Origin of the sequence: Burkholderia sp. FERM BP-3421, from assembly GCF_028657905.1 — a bacterium.
GTDB lineage: Bacteria > Pseudomonadota > Gammaproteobacteria > Burkholderiales > Burkholderiaceae > Burkholderia.
Genome location: NZ_CP117782.1, coordinates 555,144 through 576,845, shown reverse-complemented (window position 1 = coordinate 576,845; position 21,702 = coordinate 555,144). Strand labels below are relative to the sequence as shown.

Annotated in this window: 1 protein-coding gene (cut by a window edge); it reads left to right on the top strand. The window is 63.6% G+C overall.

The window, feature by feature from the left end:
- Positions 1-21,702 carry the end of a non-ribosomal peptide synthase/polyketide synthase gene (locus tag Bsp3421_RS18700; RefSeq protein ID WP_274002322.1) on the top strand. Its footprint begins 38,187 nt before the window's first position, so 21,702 of the gene's 59,889 nt are visible here — the last part of the coding sequence; its start codon lies off the left edge, out of view; the stop codon is at positions 21,700-21,702.

Genomic DNA, 21,702 nt, shown 5'->3' with positions numbered 1-21,702 from the left:
CCCGCCTATCTCGCTACGCTCATTCAGCAGCAACGCATCACCACCGCGCACTTCGTGCCTTCCATGCTCGAAGCATTCCTGCTTGAGCCTGACGCCGCTCAATGCGGAAACACGCTGCGCCGTATCGTCTGCAGCGGTGAAGCCCTCTCCGCCGATCTCGCCAAGCGCGCTCATGCCACTCTCGGCACGCCGCTGCACAACCTTTACGGCCCGACCGAGGCCGCCGTCGACGTCTCCTACTGGGCTTATCGTTCTGATGAGGTGATTGGCAACGCCGCACCCATCGGCGCACCGATCTGGAATCTCCAGCTTTACATCCTCGATGAGGCGCTTCGTCCCGTGCCGCCGGGTGTGCCCGGCGAGTTGTACCTCGCCGGCGTGGGCCTCGCCCGTGGCTATCTGAACCGCTTCTCGCTCACCTCCGAACGCTTCGTTGCGAACCCGTTCACCTCGGGCGAACGCATGTACCGCTCCGGCGATCTCGCACGCTGGCGGCATGACGGTCAGATCGAATACCTCGGCCGGACCGATCATCAGGTCAAGATCCGCGGCTTCCGCATCGAACTCGGTGAAATCGAAGCGCGCCTCGTCGACCATGAGGCCGTGCGCGAAGCCGTGGTCGTCGCCGCGGGTTCCGATGCGGACAAACGTCTGGTCGCCTATGTCGTCGCACCTGCCCAAGCATTCTCGGATGAACATGCGTCCGAACACGACGCGGCCCAAGCGATGATGAGCGCACTGCGCGCACACCTCGCCGAACGCCTGCCCGAGCACATGGTGCCCGCTGCATTCATTCGTCTCGATGCCTTCCCGCTCACCCCCAACGGCAAGCTCGATCGCAAGGCACTCCCCACCCCCGATCAGGATGCCTTCGTCCGACAGGATTACGAAGCACCGCAAGGCGAAGTCGAAACCACCCTCGCCGACATCTGGAGCGACCTCCTCGGTATCGACAAGGTCAGCCGCCACGACAGCTTCTTCGCTCTCGGCGGTCACTCGCTCCTCGCCGTCAAACTCATCGAACGCATGCGCCAGCGTGGCCTCAGCCTGTCGATCCGCGATCTGTTCCGCACGCCTACGGTCATCGCGCTCGCCCAGACCCTCGGCCAGCACCGTGAGATCGAAGTCCCGGCCAACCGCATCACCCCTGAAACCACCGCGATCACCCCGGATCTGCTGCCTCTCATCGACCTCACCCAGGCCGACATCGACCACATCATCGCCCAGGTCCCCGGCGGCATCGCCAACATCCAGGAAATCTACGCCCTTTCCCCGCTGCAAGACGGCATCCTGTTCCACCACCTGATGTCTACCGAAGGCGACCCGTACCTGCTGACCAGCCAAATCGCCTTTGCCACCCGCGACCTGCTCGACCGCTACCTCGACGCCATCCAGCAGGTTGCCGACCGCCACGACATTCTCCGCACCATCTTCGCCTGGCAAGAGCTGTCCACACCGGCCCAGATCGTCCTGCGCCACGCGAAGCTGCCCATCGAGGAATACCGCTTCGATCCGGAACACGGCCCCATCGTCCATCAGCTGGCGCAGCGCGTTGACCCGCGTCATCATCGCATCGACCTGACCCGCGCGCCGCTGCTGCAATTCGCGATTGCCCAGGACACCAGCGGCCGCTGGATTCTCCAGATGCTCCTGCACCATCTGGCCGGTGACCACTCCACGCTCGAAATAATAAACGCCGAAGTCGACGCAATTCTCTCCGGCCGCCACGACACCTTGCTTCGCACCGTGCCATTCCGCAACCTCGTGGCACAGGCGCGATTCGGCATCAGCGAAGCAGCGCACACCCGCTTCTTCACCACGATGCTGGCCGGCATCGACGAGCCGACCCTGCCCTTCGGCCTCGCCGAAGTCCACCGCGACGGCTCGCAGATCAGCGAGGCCCATCTGCCCCTGCCGCGCTCGCTGAGCGACCGTCTGCGCGCCCAAGCCAAGCGCGTGGGCGTCAGCCTTGCGAGCCTCTGTCACCTCGCCTGGGCGCAGGTGCTCGCGCGCACCAGCGGACAGCATCAGGTCGTATTCGGCACCGTGCTATTCGGCCGCATGCAGGCGGGTGACGGCTCGGATCGCGCGATGGGCCTGTTCATCAACACCCTGCCGATTCGCCTGGATCTCGACGACACACCGATCGAAGCCAGTGTGCGCACCGCGCATGCGCGGCTCGCGGACCTGCTCGTGCATGAACACGCGTCACTCGCGCTCGCGCAGCGCTGCAGCGGCATTCCGGCCGGCTCTCCGCTGTTCAGCGCGCTGCTGAACTATCGACACAGTGCGCCGCATCCCCTGCATCAGGTCGCTTCCACCGAGGTCGAATCGCTCGGCAGCGAGGAGCGGACCAACTATCCGCTCACTTTCTCGATCGACGACTTCGGCGACGCGCTCGGCCTAACCGCCCAGGTCGTCGCGCCGCTCGACGCCGCACGCATCTGCGGCTACATGATGCAGGCCCTGCACAGTCTCGCCGAGGCGCTGGAAACGAACCCGGCGCTCCCGGCGCGTCAGTTGAACATCCTGCCGTCCGACGAGCGCAGGCTGCTGCTCGACACCTGGAATGCCGTCGGTGCGCACGACACGTCCGCCGCCAGCCTGCCGCAACTGTTCGAGGCCCAGGTCGCGCGCGCGCCGTCCGCGCCCGCCCTCGTATGCGGCAGTCGCACGCTGAGCTACGCGGAGCTGAATATCCATGCCAATCGCCTCGCACATCGCCTGATCCGCCTCGGCGTGCGTCCGGACACCCTGGTCGGGATCTGTGTCGAGCGCAGCGTGGCCACCGTTGTCGGCCTGCTCGCGATCCTGAAGGCCGGCGGCGCTTACGTTCCGCTCGATCCGGCCTACTCCGGCGAGCGCCTCGCGCATATCGTCGAGGACGCCGCCCCTCGCCTGCTGATCGCCGATGCGGCGGGACGCGCCGCGCTCGGTGACGCAACGCTTGCCCCGCTGACTGTGCTCGACCCGAACGAAACCCTGGATGAGCCAGCGGACAACCCCGTCGCGACCGATCTGGCCGCGCATCACCTGGCCTACGTCATCTATACGTCGGGCTCCACCGGCAAGCCGAAAGGCGTGATGGTCGAGCATCGCAACGTGACGCGCCTGTTCGACGCCACTCACCCCTGGTACGGTTTCGACGCGAACGACACGTGGTGCCTGTTCCACTCGTTCGCCTTCGATTTTTCCGTCTGGGAGATGTGGGGCGCGCTGCGCTACGGCGGCAAGCTCGTGATCGTGCCGCATGCGATCGCCCGTTCGCCGCAGGATTTCCACCAGTTGGTATGCGAACAACGTGTCACCGTGCTCAACCAGACGCCGAGCGCCTTCCGCACCTTCATCGCCAGCCAGTCGCACAGCACGCTGCGCGACCGGCTGCGCTACGTGATCTTCGGCGGCGAAGCGTTGGAACCCACGATGCTGCAGGCGTGGTACGCGACCCGCGACGAGTGTGCGCCGCAACTCGTCAATATGTACGGGATCACGGAAACCACCGTGCACGTCACCTACCGGCCGCTCCTGCAACACGACAGCCTCGCCGCGAGCAGCCCCATCGGCGAACGGATTCCCGACCTGCGGATCTATGTGCTCGATCCGTCCGGCGAGCCCGCGCCGATCGGCGCGATCGGCGAGATGTTCGTGGGCGGCGCGGGCGTCGCGCGCGGCTACCTCAGCCGTCCCGAACTGAATGCGGAGCGCTTCCTGGCCGACCCGTTCAGCCCGCTGCCCGGCGCCCGTCTGTACAAAACCGGCGACCTCGCGCGCTTTCTGCCCGACGGGACACTGGAATTCCTGGGCCGTAACGACCAGCAAGTCAAGATCCGCGGCTTTCGGATCGAACCCGGAGAAATCGAGGCGCGCCTCGTGGAGCACGGGATGGTGCGCGAGGCCGTGGTGCTCGCGGTCGGCGCGGATGCGGACAAGCGACTCGTGGCGTATTTCATCGCAGATGCCGCCGCACCCGGCGACACACCCACCACAGCCGCGCTGCGCGCGCACCTGATCGAGCGTCTGCCGGAATACATGGTGCCTGCCGCGTTCGTTCAGCTCGATGCGTTCCCGCTGACACCGAATGGCAAGCTCGACCGCAAGGCGCTCCCCGCTCCCGATCAGGATGCCTTCGAACGCCAGGTCTACGAGGCCCCGCAAGGCGACATCGAAATCGCCCTTGCCCGCATCTGGAGCGAGTTGCTCGGCATCGACGCGATCAGCCGCCACGACAGTTTCTTCGCCCTCGGTGGTCACTCGCTGCTTGCCGTCAAGCTGATCGAGCGCATGCGTCAGCGCGGATTGAGTCTCGCGATCCGCGACCTGTTCCAGGCGCCCACGCTTGCCGCGCTCGCGCAAAGCCTGGGCGGACATCGCGAGATCGAGGTTCCGGTGAATCGCATTACGCCCGAAACCCGCGCCATTACGCCCGACCTGCTCCCGCTCATCGACCTCACCCAGGCCGACATCGATCGCATCGTCGAACGGGTGCCCGGCGGGGTATCGAACATCCAGGATATCTATGCCCTGTCGCCACTGCAGGACGGCATCCTGTTCCATCATCTGCTGTCGACCGACGGCGATCCTTACCTGGTCGTCGGCCAACTCGCGTTCGAGACGCGCGACCTGCTCGACCGTTATCTGAATGCCGTACAGAAGGTGGTCGATCGTCACGACATTCTGAGAACCGCGTTTGTGTGGGAAGGCGTGTCGACGCCCGCGCAGGTGGTTTGGCGTAACGCGAGGTTATCCGTCGAGGAATGCCGTCTCGATTCGGCCCACGGTCCGATCGCCGCGCAGCTCGCCGCGCGCTTCGACCCGCATCACTATCGCGTCGATCTGACGCAGGCGCCGCTGCTGCGCTTCGCGGTGACCGACAACACGGATGGCCGCTGGATTCTTCAACTGCTGCTGCATCACCTGATCGGCGATCATTCGACGCTCGACATCCTGAATCAGGAAGTGCAGGCGTTGCTGCTGGATCCGGACCAAGCGCTGCCCGACGCTCAGCCATTCCGCAATCTCGTGGCGCAGGCGCGGCTCGGGACCAGTGAAGCGGAACACATGCGGTTCTTCACGTCGATGCTTGCCGGCATCGACGAGCCCACGCTGCCGTTCGGCCTTTCGGAAGTGCATCGCGACGGCGCGCGTGTCCGCGAAACCCAGCTGATGCTGCCGACGGTGTTGAACCAGCGGCTGCGCGCGCAGGCGAAACGGGCCAATGTCAGCCTCGCAAGCCTGTGCCATCTTGCCTGGGCCCAGGTGCTCTCGCGCACCAGCGGCCGCGATCAGGTCGTGTTCGGCACGGTGCTGTTCGGCCGCATGCAGGCCGGCGACGGCGCGGACCGGGCGATGGGCCTGTTCATCAATACGCTGCCGATCCGGCTTGATCTCGACGACACGCCGGTCGAGGCGAGCGTGCGAGCCGCGCATGCTCGCCTCGCGGATCTGCTTGCGCACGAACATGCGTCACTCGCGCTCGCGCAGCGGTGCAGCAGCGTGCCCGCCGAATCGCCGCTGTTCAGCGCGCTGCTGAACTATCGGCACAATGCAACCGATTCACTCAATCCGATTGCCTTCGACGGGATCTCGCTCGGGCATGCCGAGGAGCGCACTACCTATCCGCTCGTGCTGTCGGTCGAGGATTTCGGGCAGGCGCTCGGGCTGACCTTGCAGGCCATCGAGGCGCTGGATGCGGAGCGTGTTTGCCGCTACATGGCGCAGGCGCTCGAAAGTCTGGCCGACGCGCTGGAATACGGATCGGGAGTGGCGGTGCGCAGCCTGGAGGTGCAGCCGGCTGCGGAGCGGGCGCTGCTGCTCGATGAGTGGAATCGCACGCGTCGCGATCACCCGACTGGCGCCACCGTGCAGCGCTTGGTCGAGCAGCAGGCTGAACGGACGCCTTCGGCTATCGCCGTACGGTTTGGAGATGTCGCGCTCAGTTATGGCGAATTGAATGCGCGTGCCAATCGGCTCGCGCATCATCTGATCGAGCTTGGCGCTCGCCTGGATATGCCGGTTGCTGTTTGTGTCGAGCGCGCGCCCGCCATGATTGTTGGCGTACTCGCGATTCTTAAAGCCGGGGCGGCTTATCTCCCGCTCGATCCGGCTTACCCCGCTGACCGGCTCGCGCACATTCTCGATGACGCCAATCCTGCTATCGTCCTCGCAGATACCGCCGGCCTCGCTGCTATCGGCGATGCGCCGCTCGCCAACCGGGCTGTCCTCGATCCCAATGAGGCGCTTGTCGACGAAAGTATCGTCCTCCATGCCGGGCAAGCTTCCGAACTCAACATCCTGCTCAAGCTTTCCGCCTATCCGACGACCAACCCGGTGGTCGATGGGCTGAACGACCGGAATCTGGCCTATGTGATCTATACCTCGGGGTCCACCGGTGTGCCTAAAGGCGTGATGGTCGAACATCAAAATCTGGTCAACCTCTGCCACTGGCATATCGATGCCTTCGCGCTTCGGTCCGGATCGACTTCGGCCATGACGGCCGGCGTGGCGTTCGATGCCACCACCTGGGAACTCTGGCCCAGCCTCCTCTCCGGCGGCACCCTCGTCCTGCCTCCGGTGCATGCCGCTCGCGATCCGATTGCCCTGCTCGACTGGTGGCAGCAGCAGCAACTCGACGTCTCCTTCCTCGTCACCTCGCTCGCCGTCATGGCGATCGACCGCAAGCAGTTACCGCCCAATCTCCGCTATCTGCTCATCGGCGGTGAACGTTTCCCGGGGGGTGTCGAGGCGCTTCCCGATGGCCTCACCCTGGTCAACAACTATGGCCCGACTGAAGCAACCGTCGTGGCAACCTCTGGCGTGTTGCCCGTCGATGCCGAGGTCCCGCATATCGGCCGACCGATTCACAACGCCACCGCGTACCTGCTCGATGCGCATTTGCGTCCTGTCCCGCTCGGTGTGGCCGGTGAACTCTATGTCGGCGGGGCCGGTGTCGCGCGCGGCTATCTGAACCGACCGGACCTCACCAGCGAACGCTTCATCGACGACCCGTTCAGTAATCGGCCCGGCGCTCGTCTTTATAAAACCGGCGACCTCGCACGCTATCTGCCCGACGGCAACCTCGAATTCCTCGGCCGTAACGACCATCAGGTCAAGATCCGTGGCTTCCGCATCGAACTCGGTGAAATCGAATCACGGCTTGCCGAACATACCGGTGTTCGCGAAGCGGCTGTTCTGACTCATGGCACCGAAGGCAATCTCCGACTGGTCGCTTACGTCGTTGCCGATGCCAATGCATTCGACAGGGAAGATGCGTCCAGCGAAAACGTCAGCGATCGGATCAACGGGAAAGATGCGTCCGTTGATCTGGCCATCGCCAGCCAACTGAGAATCTATCTGACCGAACGCCTGCCCGACTACATGGTCCCGGCTGCCTTCGTTCGTCTCGATGCCTTCCCGCTCACCCCCAATGGCAAGCTCGATCGCAAGGCGCTCCCCGCTCCTGATCAGGATGCCTTCGTCCGACAGGATTACGAGGCACCATCGGGTGAAGTGGAAACGACTATCGCCGGCATCTGGAGCGAACTGCTCGGCATCGAACGCGTCAGCCGCCACGACAGCTTCTTCGCCCTCGGCGGCCACTCGCTCCTCGCCGTCCGTCTCATGAGCCGCGTCGCCGCGATCGGCGCAAACCTGCCGCTCGCTTCGCTCTTCGCCGCACCTTCTCTCGCCGCATTCGCCGACGTCGTTTCTCAACAGCTTCACACCGCACCTCTCGACCTGCCCGCCATCGAATCGGTGTCCCGCGATCAGCCTCTGCCGCTCTCCTTCGCCCAGCAGCGTCTCTGGTTCCTCGCTCAACTCGATCCGAACAGCCACGCCTACAACATCCCCTTCGCCATCGATCTGCACGGCGAACTCAATACGCACGCATGGCATGACGCGCTTAACGCACTCTTCGACCGGCACGAAGCCTTGCGTTCCGTATTCGTCTCCGTCGACGGGCAACCACAGGTCCAACTGCTCCCCACCGGGTCAGGTGTGCCGCTTCGCCAGCACGTCTTGTCCGGAGGCAATGTCGAAGAACAGGCCCTCCACCTGCAACACGAGGAAGCTCAAACCCCGTTCGACCTCGAACACGGTCCGCTTATCCGCGCCCGCCTGATCCGCTTCAACGCGCACCATCATCAGTTCCTGCTCACCCAGCACCACATCGTCTCCGACGGCTGGTCCTTTGGCATTCTGCTTGGCGAACTCAGTGCGCTCTACGCCGCCGCCGTCGAAAATCGACCCGCCGACCTGCCCGCCCTCGCCATCCAGTACCCCGACTACGCCGCATGGCAGCGTCAATGGCTCGCCGGCGACCGGCTTTCCGAGCAAAGCGAGTTCTGGCGCAGCAACCTCGCCGGCGCGCCTGTTCGCGTCGAACTCCCCACCGACCGGCCCCGCCCGCCCCAGCAGTCCTATGCCGGCGCAACCGTTCCCCTGCATATCGATGCCGAACTCACCCGCGCGCTGCGGCAGTTCTCGCAACAGCAGCAGGCCACGCTCTTCATGACTGTCCTTGCCGCGTGGAGCGCTGTCCTCTCACGCCTCTCCGGACAGGCCGACATCGTCATCGGCTCGCCTTCCGCCAATCGCGGGCGCGCCGAGATCGAACCGCTCGTCGGCTTCTTCGTCAACACCCTCGCGCTGCGCATCGATCTCGATGGTCTGCCTTCGCCTGCCGAACTCGTCCAGCGCGTCCGCCACGTCGCGCTCGATGCCCAGCAACATCAGGACCTGCCTTTCGAACAGGTCGTCGAAATCGTCCAACCGCCACGACACCTCGATCACACCCCGCTCTTCCAGGTGATGTTCGCCTGGCAGAACAACGAGGTCGGCAACTGGCAACTGCCCGGCATCGCCTCCACGCTGGTTCCAGTCGAACATCAGATCGTCAAGTTCGACCTCGAGCTCAATCTGAGCGAGGCCGATGGCCAGATCATCGGGGGCATCAACTACGCTACCGCGCTCTTCGAGCGGACCACAATCGAACGCCATGCCGGCTATCTCGTCACCATGCTCAAGGCGTTTGTTCTTGAGAAGGAAACGCCGACGGCTCAGATCGAGATTCTTGGAAACCACGAGCGCACGCAGCTGCTCGAAACATGGAATCAGATGCGACGCGATTATCCGACTGGCGTCACCGTGCAGTGCTTGGTCGAGCAGCAGGCTGAACGGACGCCTTCGGCCATCGCCGTGCGGTTCGAAGATGTCACGCTCAGTTATGGCGAGTTGAATGCGCGCGCCAACCGGCTCGCGCATCATCTGATCGAACTTGGCGCGCGCCTGGATATGCCGGTTGCTGTTTGTGTCGAGCGCGCGCCCGCCATGATTGTTGGAGTACTCGCGATTCTTAAAGCCGGGGCGGCTTATCTCCCGCTCGATCCGGCTTACCCCGCTGACCGGCTCGCGCACATTCTCAATGACGCCAATCCTGCTATCGTCCTCGCAGATACCGCTGGCCTCGCTGCTATCGGCGATGCGCCGCTAACCAACCGGGCTGTCCTCGATCCCAATGAGGCGCTTGTCGACGAAAGTATCGTCCTCCATGCCGGGCAAGCTTCCGAACTCAACATCCTGCTCAAGCTTTCCGCCTATCCGACAACCAACCCGGTGGTCGATGGGCTGAACGACCGGAATCTGGCCTATGTGATCTATACCTCGGGGTCCACCGGTGTGCCCAAGGGCGTGATGGTCGAACATCACAATCTGGTCAACCTCTGTTACTGGCATATCGATGCCTTCGCGCTTCGGTCCGGATCGGCTTCGGCCATGACGGCCGGCGTGGCGTTCGATGCCACCACCTGGGAACTCTGGCCCAGCCTCCTCTCCGGCGGCACCCTCGTCCTGCCTCCGGTGCATGCCGCTCGCGATCCAATCGCCCTGCTCGACTGGTGGCAGCAGCAACAACTCGACGTCTCCTTCCTCGTCACCTCGCTCGCCGTCATGGCGATCGACCGCAAGCAGTTACCGCCCAATCTCCGCTATCTGCTCATCGGCGGTGAACGTTTCCCGGGGGGCGTTAATGCATTGCCTGACGGCCTCACGCTGGTCAACAACTACGGCCCGACCGAAACCACTGTCGTGGCAACCTCTGGCGTGTTGCCCGTCGATGCCGAGGTCCCGCATATCGGCCGGCCGATTCACAACGCCACCGCGTACCTGCTCGATGCTCACCTTCGCCCCGTCCCGCTCGGTGTCGCTGGTGAACTGTATGTCGGTGGGGCCGGTGTCGCACGCGGTTATCTGAACCGACCGGACCTCACCAGCGAACGCTTCATCGACGATCCGTTCAGCAATCGGCCCGGCGCTCGTCTTTATAAAACCGGCGACCTAGCGCGCTACCTCCCCGACGGCAACCTCGAATTCCTCGGTCGCAACGACCATCAGGTCAAGATTCGTGGCTTCCGCATCGAACTCGGCGAAATCGAATCACGGCTTGCCGAGCATCCGGAGATCCGCGAAGCCGCCGTTCTGGCGCTGGGCCAGGACAGCGACTTGCGACTGGTCGCTTACGTCGTCGCGGAAGCTGCCGCCTTCGGCGGGGAAGATACGCCCGACGAAAGCACGGATCCGTCCGTCGCCAGCCAACTGAAAACCTATCTGGCCGCACGTCTGCCCGACTACATGGTGCCCGCTGCCTTCGTGCGGCTCGATACCTTCCCGCTCACCCCTAACGGCAAGCTCGATCGCAAGGCACTCCCTGCTCCTGATCAGGATGCCTTTGTTCGACAAGATTACGAGGCGCCATTGGGTGAGGTGGAAACGACTATCGCCGGCATCTGGAGCGAACTGCTCGGCATCGAACGCGTCAGCCGCCACGACAGCTTCTTCGCCCTCGGCGGCCACTCGCTCCTCGCCGTCCGTCTCATGAGCCGTATCGCCGCGATCGGTGCAAACCTGCCGCTCGCCTCCCTCTTCGCCGCACCTTCTCTCGTCGCATTCGCCGACGTCGTTTCTCAACAGCTTCGCACCGCACCCCTCGACCTGCCCGCCATCGAATCGGTGTCCCGCGATCAGCCTTTGCCGCTCTCCTTCGCCCAGCAGCGTCTCTGGTTCCTCGCTCAACTCGATCCGGGCAGCCACGCCTACAACATCCCCTTCGCCATCGATCTGCACGGTGAACTCGATACGCACGCATGGCATGACGCGCTTAACGCACTCTTCGACCGGCACGAAGCCTTGCGCTCCGTATTCGTCTCCGTCGACGGGCAACCACAGGTCCAATTGCTCCCCGCCGGGTCAGGTGTGCCGCTTCGCCATCACGTCCTGTCTGGAGACAATATCGATGAACAAGCGCAACAGGCTCTCCGCCTGCAACACGAGGAAGCCCGGACCCCGTTCGACCTCGAACACGGCCCGCTCATTCGCGCCCGCCTGATCCGCTTCAACGCGCACCATCATCAGTTCCTGCTCACCCAGCACCACATCGTCTCCGACGGCTGGTCCTTTGGCATTCTGCTTGGCGAACTCAGTGCGCTCTACGCCGCCGCCGTCGAAAATCGACCCGCCGACCTGCCCGCCCTCGCCATCCAGTACCCCGACTACGCCGCATGGCAGCGTCAATGGCTCGCCGGCGAACGGCTCGCCGAGCAAAGCGAGTTCTGGCGCAGCAACCTCGCCGGCGCGCCTGTTCGCATAGAACTCCCCACCGACCGGCCCCGCCCGCCCCAGCAGTCCTATGCCGGCGCGACCGTTCCCCTGCATATCGATGCCGAACTCACCCGCGCGCTGCGGCAGTTCTCGCAACAGCAGCAGGCCACGCTCTTCATGACTGTCCTTGCCGCGTGGAGCGCTGTCCTCTCACGCCTCTCCGGACAATCCGACATCGTCATCGGCTCGCCTTCCGCCAATCGCGGGCGCGCCGAGATCGAACCGCTCGTCGGCTTCTTCGTCAACACCCTCGCGCTGCGCATCGATCTCGATGGTCTGCCTTCGCCTGCCGAACTCGTCCAGCGCGTCCGCCGCGTCGCGCTCGATGCCCAGCAACATCAGGACCTGCCTTTCGAACAGGTCGTCGAAATCGCCCAACCGCAACGACACCTCGATCACACCCCGCTCTTCCAGGTCATGTTCTCCTGGCAGAACAATGAGGTCGGCAACTGGCAGTTGCCCGGCGTCGTTACCACGCTGGTTCCGGTCGAGCATCAGATCATCAAGTTCGACCTCGAACTCAATCTGAGCGAGGCCGACGGCCAGATCATCGGGAGCATCAACTACGCTACCGCGCTCTTCGATCAGATTACGATCGAACATCACGTCGGCTATCTCATCGCCATGCTCAAGGCGTTTGCCGATACATCAGCCTTTATGCCGCTGAACTGTATCGACATCCTCTCCAAGCAAGAACGCCAATTGGTTCTTGGAGAATGGAACAACACCAGACAGGCGCTGCCGGAAACGACGCTGGACGCGTTGATCGAAAAACAGGTCGAGCGTTCTCCCGATGCCGTGGCAGCTGGGTTTGAAACCCAGTCGCTCAGCTATCGGGAACTCAACGCCCGCGCCAATCAGTTGGCGCGCATGCTCGTTGCCTCGGGGATCGGGCCGGAATCCGTCGTTGCCGTCGCCATTCCGCGTTCGCTCGATCTCATCGTTTCGCTGCTCGCCGTCGTCAAGGCCGGGGCGGCTTATCTGCCGCTCGATACCGACTATCCCGCCGAACGCCTCGCCTTCATGCTTCGCGACGCCAAGCCCGCCGCACTCATCTCGCGCGGCGACGTGCTCGCCCTGCTGCCCGAAACCGGATCGATTCCTGTCTTGCAGATCGATGGAGACGCCCTTCTCGCGCAGTTGGACACGCAGCCCGACCATAACCTCGACAACCATGCTCGCGTCGCGCCGCTTTCGGTACTGCATCCCGCCTATGTGATCTATACCTCGGGGTCGACAGGCACTCCCAAGGGCGCTGCCAATACCCATGCCGGGATCGTCAACCGGCTGCTCTGGATGCAGCATGCCTATCAACTCCAGAGCGATGACGCGGTACTTCAGAAAACACCTTCCAGCTTCGACGTTTCCGTCTGGGAATTCTTCTGGCCGTTGATTGCTGGCGCTCGCATCGTCTTTGCTCGTCCCGACGGACATCGCGATCCCGCCTATCTCGCCGAACTCATCACGCAGCAACGCATCACCACCGCGCACTTCGTGCCTTCCATGCTCGAAGCATTCCTGCTTGAGCCTGACGCCGCTCAATGCGGAAACACGCTGCGCCGTATCGTCTGCAGCGGTGAAGCCCTCTCCACTGATCTCGCCAAGCGCGCTCATGCCACTCTCGGCACGCCGCTGCACAACCTTTACGGCCCGACCGAGGCCGCTGTCGACGTCTCCTACTGGGCTTATCGTTCCGACGAGGTGATTGGCAACGCCGCCCCCATCGGCGCACCGATCTGGAATCTCCAGCTTTACATCCTCGATGAGGCGCTGCGTCCCGTGCCGCCGGGTGTGCCCGGCGAGTTGTACCTCGCCGGCGCGGGCCTCGCCCGTGGCTATCTGAACCGCTTCTCGCTCACCTCCGAGCGTTTCGTCGCCAATCCGTTCACCCCGGGCGAACGCATGTATCGTTCCGGCGATCTCGCACGCTGGCGGCATGACGGTCAGATCGAATACCTCGGCCGGACCGACCATCAGGTCAAGATCCGCGGCTTCCGCATCGAACTCGGTGAAATCGAGGCGCGCCTCGTCGACCATGAGGCCGTGCGCGAAGCCGTGGTCGTCGCCGCGGGTTCCGATACGGACAAACGTCTGGTCGCCTATGTCGTCGCACCTGCCCAAGCGTTCTCGGATGAACATGCGTCCGAACACGACGCGGCCCAAGCGATGATGAACGCACTGCGCGCGCACCTCGCCGAACGCCTGCCCGAGCACATGGTGCCCGCAGCGTTCATCCGCCTCGATGCGTTCCCGCTCACCCCCAACGGCAAGCTCGATCGCAAGGCACTCCCTGCTCCCGATCAGGATGCCTTCGTCCGACAGGATTACGAAACACCATCGGGTGAAGTGGAAACGACTATCGCCGGCATCTGGAGCGAACTGCTCGGCATCGAACGCGTCAGCCGCCACGACAGCTTCTTCGCTCTCGGCGGTCACTCGCTCCTCGCCGTCAAACTCATCGAACGCATGCGCCAGCGTGGCCTCAGCCTGTCGATCCGCGATCTGTTCCGCACGCCTACGGTCGTCGCGCTCGCCCAGACACTCGGCCAGCACCGCGAGATCGAAGTCCCGGCCAACCACATCACCCCTGAAACCACCGCGATCACCCCGGACCTGCTGCCCCTCATCGACCTCACCCAGGCCGACATCAACCACATCGTCGCCCAGGTCCCCGGCGGCATCGCCAACATCCAGGACATCTATGCCCTCTCCCCGCTGCAAGACGGCATCCTGTTCCACCACCTGATGTCTGCCGAAGGCGACCCGTACCTGCTGTCGATACAAGCCGCCTTCGACAACCGTCCACTCCTCGACCGCTATCTCACGGCCGTTCAACAGGTTGTCGACCGCCACGACATCCTCCGAACCGCGCTCGTCTGGGAAGGTCTCTCGATACCGGCTCAGGTCGTCTGGCGCAATGCACGACTGTCCGTCGAGGAATGCCGCTTCGATCCGATCAATGGCCCGATCGCCACGCAACTGGCCGCGCGCTTCGACCCACGTCATCACCGCATCGACCTGACCCGCGCCCCGTTGCTGCGCTTCGCGATCGCCGAGGACACCGACGGCCGCTGGATTCTCCAGCACCAACTCCATCATCTGATCGGCGATCACTCGACGCTCGAAACGATGAATGCCGAAGTGCAGATCCTGCTTGCCGGCCACGGCGAGGCCCTGTCTCAACCGCTGCCGTTCCGGAATCTCATCGCACAGGCTCGCCTTGGCGTCAGCGAGGAGGCGCATGTGCGCTTCTTCAGCACAATGCTGCGCGACATCGATGAGCCGACCCTGCCGTTTGGTCTCGCCGAAGTCCATCGCGACGGATCGCAAATCAACGAAGCGCATGTCGCGTTGTCCAGTGCCATCAACGACCGTTTGCGCGCGCACGCCAAGCATCTGGGAGTCAGCCTCGCAAGCCTCTTCCATCTCGCCTGGGCGCAGGTGCTCGCGCGTACCAGCGGCAGGGATAGCGTCGTGTTCGGCACCGTGCTGTTCGGCCGCATGCAGGCCGGCGACGGCGCCGACCGAACCATGGGCCTGTTCATCAACACCTTGCCGATTCGCCTCGACTTCGACGACTCATCCATCGAAGCCGGGATACGCACCGCGCACGCTCGGCTCGCCGATCTGCTCGCGCATGAGCATGCATCGCTTGCCCTCGCGCAACGGTGCAGCAGCGTTCCCGCCGGATCACCGCTCTTCAGTACGCTGCTCAATTACCGACATAATGCCGCCCTGACAACCGAACATGCACCGCTGGGTGGTGTCGAAGTCCTCAACGCGCAAGAGCGCACCAACTACCCGTTGGTGATGTCCGTGGAAGATTACGGAAACGCGCTCGGGCTCACCTTGCAGGTAGCTGAAACGCTCGATGCCGCGCGTATCTGCGGGTATATGACCCAGGCGCTGGAGAGCATTGCCGACGCGATCGAAGCGAAGTCCACGATCTCGGTTCGGCAGATCGAAGTGCTGCCCGCCAGCGAACGGACGCTGTTGTGCGAAGCCTGGAATGAGACCCGGCGCGATTATCCGATCAAGACCACTGTACAGCGGCATTTCGAGCGGCAGGTCGAACTCACGCCTTCGGCTGTTGCGGTGCGGTTCGGTGATATCACGCTCAGTTATGGCGAGTTGAATGCGCGCGCCAACCGGCTCGCGCATCATCTGATCGAGCTTGGCGCGCGCCTGGATATGCCGGTTGCTGTTTGTGTCGAGCGCGCGCCCGCCATGATTGTTGGAGTACTCGCGATTCTTAAAGCCGGGGCGGCTTATCTCCCGCTCGATCCGGCTTACCCCGCTGACCGGCTCGCGCACATTCTCGATGACGCCAATCCTGCTATCGTCCTCGCAGATACCGCTGGCCTCGCTGCTATCGGCGATGCGCCGCTCGCCAACCGGGCTGTCCTCGATCCCAATGAGGCGCTTGTCGACGAAAGTATCGTCCTCCATGCCGGGCAAGCTTCCGAACTCAACATCCTGCTCAAGCTTTCCGCTTATCCGACGACCAACCCGGTGGTCGATGGGTTGAACGACCGGAATCTGGCCTATGTGATCTATACCTCGGGGTCCACCGGTGTGCCCAAGGGTGTGATGGTCGAACATCACAATCTGGTCAACCTCTGTTACTGGCATATCGATGCCTTCGCGCTTCAGCCCGGATCGGCTTCGGCCATGACGGCCGGCGTGGCGTTCGATGCCACCACCTGGGAACTCTGGCCCAGCCTCCTCTCCGGCGGCACCCTCGTCCTGCCTCCGGTGCATGCCGCTCGCGATCCAATCGCCCTGCTCGATTGGTGGCAACAGCAACAACTCGACGTCTCCTTCCTCGTCACCTCGCTCGCCGTCATGGCGATTGACCGCAAGCAGTTACCGCCCAATCTGCGTTACCTGCTCATCGGCGGAGAACGTTTCCCGGGTGGCGTTAATGCATTGCCTGACGGCCTCACGCTGGTCAACAACTACGGCCCGACCGAAACCACTGTCGTGGCAACCTCTGGCGTGTTGCCCATCGATGCCGATGTCCCGCATATCGGCCGACCGATTCACAACGCCACCGCGTACCTGCTCGATGCGCATTTGCGTCCCGTCCCGCTCGGTGTCGCTGGTGAACTGTATGTCGGTGGGGCCGGTGTCGCACGCGGTTATCTGAACCGACCGGACCTTACCAGCGAACGCTTCATCGACGATCCGTTCAGCAATCGGCCCGGCGCTCGTCTCTACAAAACCGGCGATCTCGCACGCTATCTGCCCGACGGCAACCTCGAATTCCTTGGTCGTAACGACCATCAGGTCAAGATCCGTGGCTTCCGCATCGAACTCGGTGAAATCGAATCACGGCTTGCCGAGCATCCGGAGATCCGCGAAGCCGCCGTTCTGGCACTGGGTCAGGACAGCGACTTGCGACTGGTCGCTTATGTTGTCGCGAATGCTGCCGTATTCGATGGGAAAGATGTGTCTGGTGAAACCGTCGATGGCCGTGCCGATGGGGAAGATACGTACGATCGGACCATCATCGACCAGTTGCACACCTATCTAGCCGAACGGCTGCCCGACTACATGGTGCCCGCCGCATTCGTCCGTCTCGATACCTTCCCGCTCACCCCCAACGGCAAGCTCGATCGCAAGGCACTCCCTGCTCCTGATCAGGATGCCTTTGTTCGACAAGATTACGAGGCGCCATTGGGTGAGGTGGAAACGACTATCGCCGCTATCTGGAGCGAACTGCTCGGCATCGAACGCGTCAGCCGCCACGACAGCTTCTTTGCTCTTGGCGGCCACTCGCTTCTCGCCGTCCGTCTCATGAGCCGTATCGCCGCGATCGGCGCAAACCTGCCGCTCGCCTCCCTCTTCGCCGCACCTTCTCTCGCCGCATTCGCCGACGTCGTTTCTCAACAGCTTCGCACCGCACCCCTCGACCTGCCCGCCATCGAATCGGTGTCCCGCGATCAGCCTTTGCCGCTCTCCTTCGCCCAGCAGCGTCTCTGGTTCCTCGCTCAACTCGATCCGAACAGTCACGCCTACAACATCCCCTTCGCCATCGATCTGCACGGCGAACTCGATACGCACGCATGGCATGACGCGCTTAACGCACTCTTCGACCGGCACGAAGCCTTGCGTTCCGTATTCGTCTCCGTCGACGGGCAACCGCAGGTCCAACTGCTCCCCGCCGGGTCAGGTGTGCCGCTTCGCCGGCACGTCCTGTCAGGAGGCAATGTCGAAGCACAGGCCCTCCGCCTGCAACACGAGGAAGCTCAAACACCGTTCGACCTCGAACACGGCCCGCTCATTCGCGCCCGCCTGATCCGCTTCAACGCGCACCATCATCAGTTCCTGCTCACCCAGCACCACATCGTCTCCGACGGCTGGTCCTTTGGCATTCTGCTTGGCGAACTCAGCGCGCTCTACGCCGCCTCTGTCGAAAATCGACCCGCCGACCTGCCCGCCCTCGCCATCCAGTACCCCGACTACGCCGCATGGCAGCGTCAATGGCTCGCCGGCGAACGGCTCGCCGAGCAAAGCGAGTTCTGGCGCAACGCCCTCGCCGGCGCGCCTGTTCGCATCGAACTCCCCACCGACCGGCCCCGCCCGCCCCAGCAGTCCTATGCCGGTGCAACCGTTCCCCTGCATATCGATGCCGAACTCACCCGCGCGCTGCGGCAGTTCTCGCAACAGCAGCAGGCCACGCTCTTCATGACTGTCCTTGCCGCATGGAGCGCTGTCCTCTCACGGCTCTCCGGACAGTCCGACATCGTCATCGGCTCACCTTCCGCCAATCGCGGGCGCGCCGAGATCGAACCGCTCGTCGGCTTCTTCGTCAACACCCTCGCGCTGCGCATCGATCTCGACGGCCTGCCTTCGCCCGCCGAACTCGTCCAGCGTGTCCGCCGCGTTGCGCTCGATGCCCAGCAACATCAGGATCTGCCTTTCGAGCAAGTCGTTGAAATCGTCCAACCGCCAAGGCACCTCGATCACACCCCGCTCTTCCAGGTCATGTTCTCCTGGCAGAACAATGAGGTCGGCAACTGGCAGTTGCCCGGCATCGCCTCCACGCCGGTTCCGGTCGAACATCAGATCGTCAAGTTCGACCTCGAACTCAATTTGAGCGAGGTCGATGACCAGATCGTCGGTGTCATCAACTACGCGACCGCGCTCTTCGATCAGATCACGATCGAACGTCATGCCGGCTATTTCATCGCCATGCTCAATGCGTTTGTTCTTGAGCAGCCAACGCCGACCGCTCAGATCGAGATTCTCGGAAACCGCGAGCGCACCCTACTGCTCGAAACATGGAACCAGACGCGACGCGACTATCCCACCCAAATCTGTACGCATCGATTGGTGGAGGAGCGCGCCGAACAGATGCCATCGGCTGTCGCCGTGCGATTCGGAGACACCACGCTCAGCTATGGCGAGTTGAATGCCCGTGCCAACCGAATCGCGCATCATCTGATCGCGCTTGGGGCAGATTTGGATACGCCGGTTGCCGTTTGTGTCGAGCGCACGCCGGCCATGATTATCGGAGTACTCGCCATTCTCAAGGCCGGTGGTGCCTATCTCCCGCTCGATCCGGCTTACCCGGCCGAACGGCTCGCGCACATTCTCGATGACGCCAACCCTGGCATCGTTCTCGCCGACGAAACCGGACGGAACACGATCGGCGCTCATGCCCTCGCCAAACGGACGGTCATCGATCCGATCATGTCTTCGCTCGACGCATCCAGCACGCATCTCAACCCACTGATTGACTACCCGGTTCATAACCCGGTGGTCGATGGGTTGAACGACCGGAATCTGGCCTATGTGATCTATACCTCGGGGTCTACCGGTGTGCCCAAGGGCGTGATGGTCGAACATCACAATCTGGTCAACCTCTGCCACTGGCATATCGATGCCTTCGCGCTTCGGTCCGGATCGGCTTCGGCCATGACGGCCGGCGTGGCGTTCGATGCCACCACCTGGGAACTCTGGCCCAGCCTCCTCTCCGGCGGCACCCTCGTCCTGCCTCCGGTTCATGCCGCTCGCGATCCGATCGCCCTGCTCGACTGGTGGCAACAGCAGCAACTCGACGTCTCCTTCCTCGTCACCTCGCTCGCCGTCATGGCGATCGACCGCAAGCAGTTACCGCCCAATCTGCGTTACCTGCTCATCGGCGGTGAACGTTTCCCGGGGGGTGTCGAGGCGCTTCCCGATGGCCTCACCCTGGTCAACAACTACGGCCCGACTGAAGCAACCGTCGTGGCAACCTCTGGCGTGTTACCCGTCGATGCCGAGGTCCCGCATATCGGCCGGCCGATTCACAACGCCACCGCGTACCTGCTCGATGCGCATTTGCGTCCTGTCCCGCTCGGTGTGGCCGGTGAACTCTATGTCGGCGGGGCCGGTGTCGCGCGCGGCTATCTGAACCGACCGGACCTCACCAGCGAACGCTTCATCGACGACCCGTTCAGTAATCGGCCCGGCGCTCGTCTTTATAAAACCGGCGACCTCGCACGCTATCTGCCCGACGGCAACCTCGAATTCCTCGGCCGTAACGACCATCAGGTCAAGATTCGCGGCTTCCGCATCGAACTCGGCGAAATCGAATCACGGCTTGCCGAGCATCCGGAGATCCGCGAAGCCGCCGTTCTGGCGCTGGGTCAGGACAGCGACTTGCGACTGGTCGCTTACGTCGTCGCGGAAGCTGCCGCCTTCGGCGGGGAAGATACGCCCGACGAAAGCACAGATCCGTCCGTCGCCAGCCAACTGAAAACCTATCTGGCCGCCCGTCTGCCCGACTACATGGTGCCCGCCGCATTCGTCCGTCTCGACGCCTTCCCGCTCACCCCCAACGGCAAGCTCGATCGCAAGGCACTCCCTGCCCCCGATCAGGATGCCTTCGTCCGACAGGATTACGAGGCACCGTCGGGTGAAGTGGAAACAACCCTCGCCGCTATCTGGAGCGAACTGCTCGGCATCGAACGCGTCAGCCGCCACGACAGCTTCTTTGCTCTCGGCGGCCACTCGCTCCTCGCCGTCAAGCTGGTCGAACGCGCGCGGAAACGCGGCTACCATACGGAAGTGCACCGCCTGTTCGCCCAGCCGACCCTGGCCGCTTTCGCCGCGACGCTGCAGCCGCTCACCGCGGGTGCATTGCCGGAGGGCGTCGTCGCGGTACGACCGCACGGTACCGAGCGCCCATTGTTCCTCGTCCACGAAAGCAGCGGCGTCGACACCTACTTCTCGCGACTCGCGCAGTACATCGATGCACGCGTTCCGGTCTACGGCCTGCTGGCGAACCCGCTGTCCGACACGACGCCCGGCACCTTCGCGGAACTCGCCGTGCGCCTGGCCAATCTCGTCACGACGGTCCAGCCACAGGGCCCGTACCGTGTTGCGGGCTGGTCGCTCGGCGGCACGCTCGCTCACGCACTGGCCAGCGAGCTTGCGACGCGCGGCCATACGGTCGGGTTCGTCGGACTGCTGGACACCTACACGCCAACTTTGCTCATCCCCACCTGGGCGCCGCGCCTGGCCGACCCCGCACGGCACAGCGCGATGCTGATCGCGCGCGTCCGGGAAGTCCTCGGCATACTGGCAATGCTTGTCGATACACAAGGCGTAACCGACGCCCAAGCGCAGCAGATCCGCGCACAGCGCGAACACCTCGACGCACTCGACGCACGCCTGCCCACGCTCGCATTCGACGCGCTGCTCGCCGCCTGCCACGAATACGCGCTCCTGCCCGGATACTTCCAGGGCCTGTCGGATGACGAGATCTTCCGCTTCATCGACCGTGAAATCACCCACACCCAGGCGATGATCGACTACGACGCAAGGAGCGGCGCGGCGAGCTTCCCGGTGCATCTGTTCTCGGCTGAGCAGCATGCGGAACTGGCGCGGGTCGATGACCGACCGCTCGATCATTGGCGCGGTTGGGATGCCGACATCGCGGCCGCGCGCTTGCGACGCACGATCGTTCCGGGCGATCACCAGTCGATGATGCGCGAACCGCATGCGGTGACGCTTGGCCGCTGCATCGACGATGCGTTGTTCGGACGGAACACGGGATGA